Source organism: Geobacillus proteiniphilus, from assembly GCF_001908025.1.
Taxonomy (GTDB): Bacteria; Bacillota; Bacilli; order Bacillales; family Anoxybacillaceae; genus Geobacillus; species Geobacillus proteiniphilus.
On sequence record NZ_MQMG01000048.1, the window covers coordinates 16,927 to 28,991 of the forward strand.

At 54.5% G+C, this 12,065-nt stretch carries 12 protein-coding genes, 1 tRNA gene, 1 pseudogene and 1 riboswitch; of the genes and pseudogenes, 11 read left to right on the top strand and 3 right to left on the bottom strand.

From position 1 onward, the window contains the following. Positions 1-10 precede the first annotated feature (10 nt). Together BRO54_RS14805 and BRO54_RS14810 are read left to right on the top strand one after the other, a co-directional pair. Positions 11-901, top strand: coding sequence for an aldo/keto reductase (locus BRO54_RS14805; protein ID WP_074044432.1), 891 nt, complete (start codon positions 11-13; stop codon positions 899-901). A 12-nt stretch (positions 902-913) separates the two neighbouring features. Continuing rightward, a complete protein-coding gene (locus BRO54_RS14810; protein ID WP_074044433.1) occupies positions 914-3,070 on the top strand; it encodes a DNA topoisomerase III in 2,157 nt (718 codons plus the stop codon). Positions 3,071-3,145: 75 nt separating this feature from the next. On the opposite strand, the gene BRO54_RS14815 is transcribed toward BRO54_RS14810, so the two are convergent. The 3 genes from BRO54_RS14815 to BRO54_RS14825 form a co-directional block, all read right to left on the bottom strand. Continuing rightward, entirely contained in the window at positions 3,146-3,589 is a 444-nt protein-coding gene (locus BRO54_RS14815) for a GNAT family N-acetyltransferase (RefSeq protein ID WP_074044434.1), read from the bottom strand. Between the two features lie 122 nt (positions 3,590-3,711). Then, entirely contained in the window at positions 3,712-4,623 is a 912-nt protein-coding gene (locus BRO54_RS14820; protein ID WP_139268078.1) for a glycerophosphodiester phosphodiesterase family protein, read from the bottom strand. A 292-nt stretch (positions 4,624-4,915) separates the two neighbouring features. Further along, complete coding sequence (locus BRO54_RS14825) at positions 4,916-5,971, bottom strand: RNA-guided endonuclease TnpB family protein (RefSeq protein WP_074044435.1); 1,056 nt, start codon at positions 5,969-5,971, stop codon at positions 4,916-4,918. Positions 5,972-6,101: 130 nt separating this feature from the next. Here BRO54_RS14825 and BRO54_RS14830 point away from each other — a divergent pair. The 9 genes and pseudogenes from BRO54_RS14830 to BRO54_RS14870 form a co-directional block, all read left to right on the top strand. Further along, a tRNA-Gln gene (locus BRO54_RS14830) sits at positions 6,102-6,173 on the top strand. A 257-nt stretch (positions 6,174-6,430) separates the two neighbouring features. After that, the gene (gene rraA, locus BRO54_RS14835; protein WP_074044436.1) at positions 6,431-6,916 is read left to right on the top strand and encodes a ribonuclease E activity regulator RraA; all 486 of its coding nucleotides are present in this window, start codon (positions 6,431-6,433) and stop codon (positions 6,914-6,916) included. 112 nt (positions 6,917-7,028) lie between these two features. Then, a complete protein-coding gene (locus BRO54_RS14840) occupies positions 7,029-7,283 on the top strand; it encodes a hypothetical protein (protein WP_074044443.1) in 255 nt (84 codons plus the stop codon). Further along, complete coding sequence (locus BRO54_RS14845) at positions 7,273-7,659, top strand: aspartyl protease family protein (RefSeq protein WP_074044437.1); 387 nt, start codon at positions 7,273-7,275, stop codon at positions 7,657-7,659. Before BRO54_RS14840 ends, BRO54_RS14845 begins: the two co-directional genes overlap by 11 nt. 55 nt (positions 7,660-7,714) lie before the next feature. Beyond that, positions 7,715-7,852, top strand: a pseudogene (locus tag BRO54_RS14850) (RraA family protein); the annotation flags it as partial. A gap of 60 nt (positions 7,853-7,912) precedes the next feature. Next, positions 7,913-8,104, top strand: a riboswitch (cobalamin riboswitch). Between the two features lie 178 nt (positions 8,105-8,282). Continuing rightward, positions 8,283-8,657 (top strand): (2Fe-2S) ferredoxin domain-containing protein, encoded by a 375-nt coding sequence (locus BRO54_RS14855; RefSeq protein ID WP_074044438.1) that lies wholly within the window; start codon positions 8,283-8,285, stop codon positions 8,655-8,657. Between the two features lie 2 nt (positions 8,658-8,659). Continuing rightward, positions 8,660-9,367: a HoxN/HupN/NixA family nickel/cobalt transporter gene (locus tag BRO54_RS14860; protein WP_239691276.1), complete on the top strand. Its 708-nt coding sequence runs from the start codon at positions 8,660-8,662 to the stop codon at positions 9,365-9,367. A gap of 1 nt (position 9,368) precedes the next feature. Then, a complete protein-coding gene (gene cobJ / locus BRO54_RS14865; RefSeq protein WP_074044440.1) occupies positions 9,369-11,165 on the top strand; it encodes a precorrin-3B C(17)-methyltransferase in 1,797 nt (598 codons plus the stop codon). A gap of 101 nt (positions 11,166-11,266) precedes the next feature. Continuing rightward, the coding region (locus BRO54_RS14870) for a sirohydrochlorin chelatase (protein ID WP_074044441.1) at positions 11,267-12,065 on the top strand (799 nt) is incomplete at its 3' end.

Sequence of the window (12,065 nt, forward strand, 5' to 3'; positions counted from 1 at the left end):
GAGACGATCAATGGAACGAATCCGTTTAGCGGACGATTTGACTTTTTCCCGCCTCATTCACGGCTGTTGGCGGCTTGCGGACTGGGGCTATTCGCGCGAGCAGCTGCTGTCGCTCATTGAATTTTGTCTTGAGCGCGGCATTACGACGTTTGACCATGCTGATATTTACGGCAACTACACGTGCGAATCGCGCTTTGGCGAAGCGCTGGCGTTAAAGCCAAGCTTGCGCGGTCAGATCGAGATCGTGACGAAATGCGGCATCAAGCGGCCGCCAAAATACGGGATGAAATTATATGATACAAGCAAAACCCATATCATCGCCTCGGTCGAGCAGTCGCTGCGGAATTTCCGCACCGATTATATCGATGTCTTGCTCATTCATCGTCCGGATCCGTTCATGAATCCGGAAGAGGTGGCCGAGGCGTTTTGCCAGCTGAAACAGGACGGAAAAGTGCGCTATTTCGGCGTCTCGAACTTTAAACGTTCGCAGTGGGAAATGCTTCAGTCGTATTTGCCGTTTCCGCTCGTGACCAACCAAATCGAAGTATCGGCGTATCGGTTGGAAAATCTTGAAGACGGCACAGTTGACCTTTGCCTTGAGAAGCGCGTTCCGCCAATGGTATGGTCGCCGCTCGCCGGTGGAGCGATTTTTTCCGCTGACGATGACCGGGCGGTGCGGTTGCGCGGCGCGCTTGAACAGGTGCGAGAAGAACTCGGCGCCGAGACGATCGACGAAGTGTTGTATGCGTGGCTCTTCGTTCATCCAGCGCGGATGATGCCGATTGTCGGCTCGGGGAAACAAGAACGCATCGAGCGGGCGGTGCGGGCGCTGTCCTTCCCGCTTTCCCGCGAGCAATGGTTCGCCATTTTGCAAAGCTCCATGGGGCACGATGTGCCGTAAGGGGAAAGGACGATGAAAGTCATTATTGCGGAAAAGCCGGACCAAGGGGCGACGCTCGCCTCGATTTTTCGGACGAAAAAACGGCAAGGCTATATCGAAATTTTGCCGAATGACTTGTTTCCCGACGGGGCGTATATGACATGGGCGATCGGGCATTTGTTCCAGCTCGCAGCTCCTGAGCGGTACCGCCCCGAGTGGAAACGGTGGACGCTCAACACGTTGCCGATCATCCCGGAACGGTTCGAGTATGAGATCGAAAAAGCGAAGGCGAAACAGTTTCAAGTGGTCAAGGAACTGTTGCGAAAGCCGGAAGTGACGGAAATCATCCATGCCGGCGACGCGGGGCGCGAAGGGGAGCTCATTGTGCGCAACATCATCCGCATGAGCGGCGTCAACAAGCCGATCAAGCGGCTTTGGCTGTCATCATTGACCCCGAAGGCGATTGAGGAAGGGTTCCGCCGTTTGCTTGATGAGCAGACGACGCGCCCGCTCTATGAGGAAGCGTACGCCCGCGCCTGCGCTGATTGGCTCGTCGGCATGAACGCCTCGCGCGTGTACAGCCTCTTGCTGAAAGAGCGCGGGATGAATGATGTGTTTTCCGTCGGACGCGTGCAGACGCCGACATTGGCGCTGATCGTCCGGCGTGAGCGGGAAATTGAGCAGTTCCGCCCTGAACCGTTTTGGGAAGTCGTCGCTTCGTTTGTCATCGGCGATAAGCGCTATGAAGGAAAATGGACGGATGAAAACGGCCAAACGCGTCTCAAGGACGAGGAGATGGCGAAAAAGATCGCTGCCTTTTGCCAAGGAAAACGAGCGGAAGTCGCCGACGTCCGCACGGAGCGGAAAACGTATCAGCCGCCGCTGTTGTTCAACTTATCGACGCTGCAGGCGACAGCCAACAAGCTGTACCGCTTCTCGCCGAAAAAGACGCTTGATGTGCTGCAATCGCTCTACCAAAAAGGGATCGTTTCGTATCCTCGTTCCGATTCGATGCATGTGACGAAAGGGGAAGCGGAAACGTTCCCTGCCATTTTGCAAAAGTTGTCATCGTTTCCAGCGTACGCTTCTTATTTTCCGCTGCCGCAGCCGTCGATTTTACAGAATAAACGTTATGTAAACGAGAAAAAAGTCACCGACCACTACGCGATCATCCCGACTGAACAAGTTGTTGCCCCGGAGAAGCTGTCGGACGACGAGCGGAAAGTGTACGATTTAGTCGTTCGCCGCTTGATTGCCGCCCACCACCAGGCGGCGGTCATCGATTATACGACTGTCACGACACTCGTTGACGGTCGGGCTCGCTTCGTTTCGAAAGGAAGACAGGTCGTCGAGGAAGGATGGCGCGCGGTCATCCGCCCGCATGAGGAGGAGAAAGATGCTGTGCTGCCTGCCCTTGAGCGAGGCGAGGCGGGGGAAGCGGCCGCTGTAAAGGTGAAAGAAGGGAAGACCGAGCCGCCGAAACGGTATACAGAAGGCGAACTCATCACCTTGATGAAAACGGCGGGAAAATTTTTGGACGATGAGGAACTGGAAAAAGTGCTCGCCAAAACGGAAGGGCTGGGCACGGAAGCAACAAGGGCGGCGATCATTACCATGCTGAAAGAGCGGAAGTATATTGAAGTGAAAAAGAACCTCGTGTACGCGACCGACAAGGCGAAAGTGTTGATCGAGGCGCTTGGCGGCACGATCCTCGCCTCGCCGGAAATGACGGCGAAATGGGAGCAGCGCTTAAGCGAAATCGGCGAAGGGAGCGCCTCGCCCGCCGCCTTTATGGAACAGGTGAAAAAGTTGGCGCAAAAAGTGGTCGCTGACGCCATCGCCGCCGCGCCAAATTGGAATTTCAGAGAGGTTAACACCGCCTCGATCCAGCGGACAAGGAAGAAAAAAACGATGGGCGAGAAGCTTGGGCCGTGCCCGCTTTGCCGCGGGACCGTCATCGACAAAGGAACGTTGTACGGCTGCGACCAGTACGCGAAAACAAAATGCTCGTTTACGATCTCCAAACGCATTCTCGGCAAGTCGATTTCGGCGGCGAATGTGAAAAAGCTGCTGGCGCAAGGGAAAACAAATGTCATAAAAGGGTTTAAAAAAGGCGGGAAAACGTTTGACGCCATACTCGTTTGGGATGAAAACGAGAAGAAATTGTCGTTTCAGTTTCCGAAGCGGTGACGAAGGCAACAGGCGTTGGGGGACGGGAGGTTTGGCGAAAAGGCGGACCGATGGCGGCCCGCCTTTTTTTGCCCTTTACTCCGTTCGCGGCTCTTGAATCCGCTCCATCAACCGCTCCGGCTCGCTCGGCGCGGCAAAGCCGAACTGCCTGTACAGCCCGTGCGCGTCTTTGGTCGCGAGCATCACCTTGCGGACAGCGGCGACATCAGGATGGGCGAGCACGCATGATAACAGCCATTTCCCGAGACCTTGCCCACGGTATGCTTCATCGATGAACACGTCGCAGAGATAGGCGAACGTCGCCCGGTCGGTGATGACGCGCGCCATGCCGATTTGCCTGTCACCGTGAAAAAGGGAAAAGCAGAGCGAATGGTCAAGCGATTTGACGATCGTTTCGCGGCTGCGCTCATTCGCCCAATACGAGCGGGCGAGGAAGTCAAACACGCGCTCGAGCTGAACGCGGCGGCGTTCCGTCGTCACGGTAAATGGGCCGTTTTCGTAATCGATGATCGTCCACATGATCTGGCCTCCTTTTTCTCAAATGATACACCGAATCGGGTCAAATGGAAATGATTTTCGTTTTTATTAACCATAATAACATTATGTAAACAATAAGCTCCCCCTGGCTCCCTGAAGGCCGGTCAATGGCGGGGCAGCCGGCGGCAGGCAGCAATGCGAGCCGGGCGGTCAGGGTAATCAGTAAACACACCGTCAACGCCCATGGCGCATAGGCGCTCCAGATCGTGCGGAGCGTTGACGGTATAGACGTGAACAATGAGCCCGCGGCCATGGGCGGCGCGCACCCACTCTTCGGTGACGGCCGAAAGCGGCAAGCCGATGCCATCGGCATAGACGGCGATTTGTTGCAGCAGTTCGTCGCGGCCGCTGTGCGCTTCCTTTTCGCCGACCAATTGAATGAGCCGAATGCCGTGCGGGATGAGCGGTCGGAGCGCTTGCAAGCTTTCCGGGTGGAACGATTGAAACATGACGCGGCGCTGTTGCAGGAATCCGTGTTTTTTCAATAGATGGACGACCGCCTCTTCGATGCCGGGCTGTTTCGTTTCGATGTACAACGGGGCTTCCACACGCTCCGCTTTCAGCATCTGAATCACCTCATCAAGCGTCGGGATGCGCTGGCCGGCAAAGCGTGGATGAAACCACGACCCGGCATCCAGCCGCCTCAGTTCAGCGAACGAAAAATCATTTACCCGCCACGGAGCACGGCGCGGGTAGACCGTTTCGGCATTTGTCGTTCGGGCGAGCGTCGCATCATGCAGAGCAACGAGCTTCCCGTCTTTGGCTGCGCGCACATCGACTTCGATATAGTCCGCCTGCATGCGGGCGGCAAGGCGGTAGGATGAGAGCGTATGCTCCGGCGCGTATCCAGACGCGCCGCGGTGGGCGATGATGATCGGTTCAGGGGCAACGGACGGCTGTGAAGCGGTTGATGCGGCGAGGCCGAGCGGCAGCCACAACAAAAACAACACATAAAGCCATTGGCGGAGGGCGGCGGTTCGGCGCAACGTCGTTCCCCCCTTTCTGTTTTGTATCATAATGCCCGGATGCAGCGATTGTAAAGAGTTGGTTAAGACAAGGCAAAACGTGCGGAAAATGTATCTGTATTTTGCCGCATGCAGCAAAATGATATTCGGTTTTCGCGCATAAAGAGCCGATTCGTGCTGCATACTTTGACACTCCACACGCCTAAAGGGCGTGGGATTCTTGGGTCGTTGGCGCCCTCATCCATTTCTGGTTCGGACAACGCCCAAGTTTAGGGGTGTGTCATCACCCCGTCCCATCGGGTTAAGATGTACCCCAATGGGCGGCGCACCTGTGACCAGTGCGCTAGGCGCTCAAGCCCGAAATCGCTTTGGCGATGTTGATGGCGCCATTCAAGTCGGCATGAATCGTATATCCGCATTTTTTGCATTGGAAGTGGATGCCGTTTCGGTTCGCTTTCTCTCGATGCCCGCATCGGCATGTTTGGCTTGTATAGGTCGGCTTCACCCACTCCACCCGAATGCCCGCCATTTCCGCTTTATAGGCAATCATCGTTTGCAGTTGATGAAACGCCCAAGAGTGAAGGCTTCGTCCCGCTTCTTTGGCCGGTGTTGCCCGCTTTCGAATCCCCGTCAACTTTTCCATCCGAATCACGCCAACACCGTTGGCGAGGGCAAAACGGACGATTTGACGGCTGATTTTATGGTTCCTATCCTTCATCCAGCGGGACTCTTTACGGCCGATTTTACGAATCATATGGAGCTTCTTGGCTTTGCCCAACGTTCGCCGCAAAGCCGCATATCGTCGGCGTACAAAGGCGCATTGGTTCCCTTTGAAAAACAACGATTTCGTTCCCACGCTGGCAACGGCAATATAGCGAAGTCCCAAATCAACGCCCATTGCCTTGGTTTCTTCCCGTTGTTGGACTTCAACTGTGATCGCAATAGCGAAGTACCATTTCTTTTTCTTCTTGTAGAGTTTTGCCGCCCCTTGTTTGGCTGTTCCGTCCAACAATCGATTCAGCCATGCTTCTTGATAGGGACGCGTGACCACCGGCACACCGACTCGCTTCTCTAATGTTGGGAATGAAACGGTGTAGAACTCTCCTTTCTTTTCAACCTTTACGTTTTGATTGTTAAAGCAACACCATAATGTTCGAAACTTCTTTGTTTTCTGGTTTTTCTTTTGGGACTTCACTTCTCGAATCGTTTGATTCACGACAGCAGAAGGAAACCGTTGCGACGAAAACTCTTTAAATAGTTTGCTCATCGCTTGATTCAGCTCGGGATGATTCAACAGCCAATTCGCAAACGCTGTATTCACTTCTGTCATCCGTTCGTACATGTCTTGTTTGACTTTCGTTGGTTTGTGCAGTTCCAGCCTTAGTGTGATCGTCGGCATGGATTCACCTCCTTGTGGCGATTACAGGATACCATTTTTTTAGAATCATTCAAAGAAAAAGGCTCGCTTTCATCCCACCTCTAAAGGAGTGGGCTTTCTCGCTCGCGGGTCTGTAAATGGCAATCAACGTTGGGCTATAGCCAAGCGGCAAGGCAACGGACTTTGACTCCGTGATGCGCTGGTTCGAATCCAGCTAGCCCAGCTGAACGTCTGGTCAAACCGGAGGGGCTTTGGGCCGGCGAAAACGGTCTCCGCCATATATCGGCGCGGGGCCGTTTTTTATGGTTTCAATGCGAGCGGTGGAATACATCGAAGCGATTGACGGCCACACAATGGTTTGGTTCACATCGCCGCGTTCGTGTCAGTCGTTCGAATGAAAGATCGTCGACAAAAAACTGCTGAGGCAGAAGGATTTTGGCGAATGACGGCGAATGCAAAACATGAAAGGGGAGAGCGACAATGAAAACAGCCGATTTATGCGATCAATTTTTAGACGAGTTGCAAGTATGCGAGTTGCCGTTCCAATCGTACGGCGGAAAGCGGGCGTTTTCCGGGCCGATTGCGACGGTCGACGTGTTTGAGGACAACGTTCTTGTCCGCGAAGCGCTGGAGACGGTGCCGCCGGGGACGGTGTTGGTTGTCGATGGAAAAGGCTCGCGCCGCGTCGCGCTATTAGGCGACCGGCTGGCGCAAATCGCTTGCGAGAGGGGGCTTGCTGGCGTCATCATCCACGGCTGCATCCGCGATTCAGCGGAAATTGGCGCCATGCCGATTGGAGTGATGGCGATCGGCACATGCCCGGTGAAAAGCAAAAAAGAGGGAAAAGGCTCACGCGACGTTGTGCTCGAGTTTGGCGGCGTCCGCTGGGAGCCAGGGGCGTACGTGTACGCTGATGCGGACGGCGTTGTCGTCGCTCGTGAAGATGTGCGTCTAAAAAACGATTGATGGTTATCATAGAGGAGTTGTACTACGATTGTACGAACGGCGCTGTGGTGCCAAAGTTTTCGATTTTTGGGCAGTGATATATGGATACAAAGAACAATTTGAGGTGATGGAGATGAAATGGCAGGAAGTGCGTTTACTGTATCCAAACCAATTTGTGAAATTACAGGTATTGAAGTCTCATTTACAAGGGGATCAGGAAATCATTGAAGAGGTGGCTGTCATTGGAACGGTTTCGGACGAGGACGCAACTCGGGAGTTACTGCAATCAAAAGGGAATCAGTTTGTTTATCACACTAGTCACAAGGAAATTGTCTTAAAAGTTCGGAAAACGATTGGTCTAAGAGGGAAATTTCGTTATGCAAATTGAATATCGTGATGGGTTGTTGTTTACATCGATAGAAATCGTTTACCAAGGAAGGTCTAAATTGGTTAATAATATGGTTATTGATACTGGTGCTGTTAAAACACTGATTTCTCAAAATGCAGTAGAGGATATTGATTTGCGAGTAGAGATGAGCGATCATATTGTTACTTATTATGGAATCGGTGGAAAAGAGTACGCATTTGCAAAGAAATTGGACTTTATTAAGTTAGATTCTTTTCAACTGAGAGAGTATGAGATTGATTTTAGCGGGATGGACTATGAAGGGATTAACGGTTTGTTAGGATTAGATATATTGCTGGACGCTGGATTTGTCTTAGACCTGGACAAATTAGAGATGTATCGTTCCGGTCAAAAATAAATGATCGGTGTCTGTGGTCCGAAAAGAGTTCGTGCCACTGTGTACCGCTCGAAATGCAAAAAAAGAAGGAAAAGGCGCCCGCGACGTTGCGCTTGAGTTTGGCGGCGTCCGCTGGGAGCCGGGGGCGTACGTCTATGCTGATGCGGATGGCGTTGTCGTCGCCCGCGAAGATTTGTCGGCAAAAAACGGTTGACGGCAACGCATTGGTTGTACTACGATGAAAACGGATGCTTGTTCCATGACAGCGCATATATGGCGGTAAGACAAACAAGGTGCCTAGCCCGCTTAGGGCTTGGGTGAAAAGGGAAGCCCGGTGAAAATCCGGCACGGTACCCGCCACTGTGATGGGGAGCTTTGCGGCAACAAGTCACTGAAGGATGCTTCGGGAAGGCGCCGCCAAGCGATGATCCTAAGTCAGGAGACCTGCCTTGTTTGGATTCGGACGGATGCCTACGGGACTATAGGCAGACGTGCGGAAGAATGATGGCCGAATAAGGCTTCTTTTAGCTTGTTTATGGCTTCGTATGCATTTTTCTGCACCTCTGCTAGAGAGGTGCTTTTTATTTTGCTTTAAACGCAGCTGAGCGTTCTGCATGTCTATCATTCTCGTGAGGAGGAATTGGATGGCGACGTGGGATTTACGAGGAGTGAGACATCATGTATTCATTTGCAACGGCGGGACGTGCCTGCGCCATGGCGGCGATGAAGTGACAGTCGCGGTGCGCGAAGAAATCGCCCGCCTCGGGCTGGATGACGCGGTCCATACGACAAGGACGCGCTGCAACGGCCGCTGCCAAGACGCATGCGTGATGATCGTCTACCCGGACGGCGTCTGGTACCGGCTGATGACCCCGGAGAAGGCAAAAGAGGTCGTCCATCGCCATTTACAAAACGGCGAGCCGCTTCGCACGTGGGCGGCGTATGAATATCGTGAAGACGGGTTGACCCGTCTTGGTGGGACGGAGTCGGTTATTGGCGTTCGAAAGAGGGGGACGTAATGATGGAATGGGCCAGTTATGTAATGTTAGCGATATTTCTCGGCATGCGTCATGGGATGGACAGCGACCATGTCGCGGCCATTGCGGATATGGTCGGAAGCGAGTCGCGGCGAAGACAGCAGTTAGCGCTCGGAATCATGTACGCTATTGGACACGGAGCGATCGTGTTTGTCATGGGGGTGGCGGCGCTCGTGGTCGGCGCCCGGCTTCCCGAGTCGTCAGCCGCCGCCATTGAGCTCTTAGTTGGCGGTACGCTTGTGCTTCTTGGCGGGATGATGCTTTTTTCTCTTTTTCGGCAGGGTGAGGTGAAAAGCCGGTTTCAGCTCCTTTATGAGTTCGGCCATACGGTCACCCGATGGCTGCGGGGAAGGCGGGAAATGGACAGTTGCCGTTCTTTTTCGCATGTTGGTTGGGCTGGCGCCTTGATCATCGGCATCATTCATGGCATTGGCGTCGAAAGCCCGACCCAGCTAGCCATTATCACCCACGCGGCCGGAAAAGTGCATGTGAGCGCCGCTGTCCTTCAGCTTGTGCTGTTTGTCGCCGGCTTGCTCATTGCGACGATTGCCACAGCGGCTGGATTATCGTGGGGATTTTGGAAAGCCAAGCAGCGGGAACGGCTGTTTTATGTCCTTGGTGCGGTCACAGGGATCTACAGCATATGGTTAGGGATGTCGATGATAATCGAGATATGGAGAGGGGGACTGTAAAGTGGGCGGCAAATTGCTCATTGTCGGCTTTGGCCCGGGAAGCGTCGACCATATGACGAAACGGGCTCGGGAAGCGATTGAAGAAAGCGACGTCATCATCGGCTACAAAACGTACATCGAACTTGTGCGCGACCTGATTGTCGGAAAGGAAATCATCAGCACTGGCATGACGGAAGAAGTGAGCCGCGCCCAAGCGGCGGTGAAATGGGCCGAGCGCGGCAAAACGGTCGCCGTCATCTCAAGCGGCGACGCCGGATTGTACGGCATGGCCGGGCTCGTGTATGAAGTGCTGATCGAAAAAGGGTGGACGAAAGACAGTTCGATCGAAGTCGAAGTCATTCCCGGCATTTCCGCCATCCATTCGTGCGCCGCTTTGCTTGGAGCGCCGATTATGCACGATGCGTGTACGATCAGCTTAAGCGATCATTTGACGCCGTGGGAGCTGATTGAAAAGCGGCTCGAAGCCGCGGCGGCCGCTGACTTTGTCATCGCCTTGTACAACCCGAAAAGCGGGCGGCGCACCCGGCAAATCGTCGAAGCACAGCAAATTTTGCTGCGCCACCGCGCGCCGACGACACCAGTTGGGCTGGTGAAAAGCGCGTACCGTGAACGCCAGCACATGGTGCTCACTGATTTGGCGCATATGCTTGACCATGAGATCGGCATGTTGACGACGGTGATTATCGGCAACTCAACGACATTCGTCCATGACGGCGTGATGATCACGCCGCGCGGCTACCAGCGCAAGTATCAACTAGCAGCCGCCGTCCAGCCGCTCAAACCGCATGAACGGCTGCGCAAAGAAGCGGAGCCGTGGGCGCTTGACCAGACGAAACCGCTGGAAGATGAGGACGAAGGAAGCACGGGGGCACCGGGGGCATCAGGGACGTCCGAAGCGGCTGTCCTCGCCGGGGACGACCAGAAGGATCGTGCTTTCACCGCCTTGGCCACCGCGGTTCGACCGTCGTCTGTTGCCACGGTCACTAAGGAGGCCGAGCCAACGCCGCCGGCTGCCGTTTTGCCGACGCTTGCCGCGCCGCTGGCAAAAACAGCGGAACGGCAGCCGACCGCCGCGCCAAAACGGGTGAAAGAAACAGCCGAAGACGCGCTCGCCGCTTTAGAGAGACGGAAAACAAGAAAGACGGCGGCCGTGTTGTTGGAAGCGGCGGTGAGCCCGGGCGTGGCCAATAAACAGTTCACCCCGGAACAGCTCATCGTGCTTGCTGAAGTGGTAGGGACGGATGGAAAAATGACCTACACGCCGGATCATTATATGAAAATCGAACGGTTGACAGAGGACCCAGATGGGCTTGTGGCGCGTCTCGTTGACGCCGGGCTGATCGTGATGCCGGTCGGTGATGTGCTGACGGTGAAGGCATGTGATTTTTGCGATGGAGAGAAAAAAGACGCCATTCCATACGCGGAGGAATTGGCTCGCCGATTTGGCGGCATGGCGCTGCCGAAAGAGTTGAAGCTCGGCATCAACGGCTGCGGGATGGCGTGCTACGGCGCGGTGCGCGAAGATATTGGGCTTGTGTACCGGAAAGGGAAATTTGATTTGTTTTTGGGCGGGAAAACGGTCGGCCGCAACGCCCATCCCGGCCAGCTCGTCGCTGAAGGCATTCCGCCGGAAGAGATTGTGGCTGTTATGGCAGAAATTATCGAACAGTATCAAGAACAAGCACATCCGAATGAACGGTTTCATAAGTTTTTCCGCCGCGTGAAGCAAGTCGGACGTTTTTCACACGAAGAGGCAAAACCGGCGGCGTCCATCGAAACGCCGGCTTGCGGTGAGTAACGGGAGCACGCGCCGGCTTTGATTAAGGGAGATCATTGGGGGATTGCGCTTATAGGGAACGGCGGAAGACGTCCGCCACAAAAAAAAGGGGGGAAACAAGGATGAGAGCCATTTTATTTGTCGGCCATGGCAGCCGCGACCCGGAAGGGAACGAGCAAGTGCGGAAGTTTGTCGACCGCCTGCGGCCGCGTTTGCGCGATTCGTTTCATATTGAAACAAGTTTTTTAGAATTTGGCCGTCCGTCGATCGGCGAAGGAATCGAACGCTGCGCCGAAGTCGGGGCAACGGAAGTGGCGGTCATTCCGCTCATTTTATTGCCGGCCGGGCATTCGAAGCTGCATATTCCGGCGGAAATCGATGAGGCGAAAGCGCGCTACCCGCATATGGCGTTCCGCTACGGCCGCCCCATCGGCGTCCATGAGCAGACATTTGCTATTTTGCGCGAACGATTGCAAGAAATCGGCGAGCGGCCGGAGCAGCCGGACGACGGAACAGCGGTCATTTTGCTTGGCCGCGGCGGGAGCGATCCGGATGCGAACAGCGATTTGTATAAAATCGCCCGCCTCTTTTGGGAACAGACCGGCTATGCGCTTGTTGAACCAGCGTTTATGGGTGTGACGACGCCGTCGCTTGATGACGCTGTCCGCCGCTGTCTCATGCTCGGAGCTAGGCGGATCGTTGTTCTTCCGTATTTTTTATTCACCGGCATCCTTATTAAGCGGCTTGAGCAGCAAGTGGTGCAATACCAAGCTGAGCACTCGCATATCTCGTTTGCGCTTGCCGGCTATTTCGGATTTCATCCGAAGCTTGAGGAGATCGTGCTTGACCGCCTCAACGAGGTGCTCGGCCAAACGGTGGCGATGAATTGCGACATCTGTCAATATCGGCTGCACGCCGCCC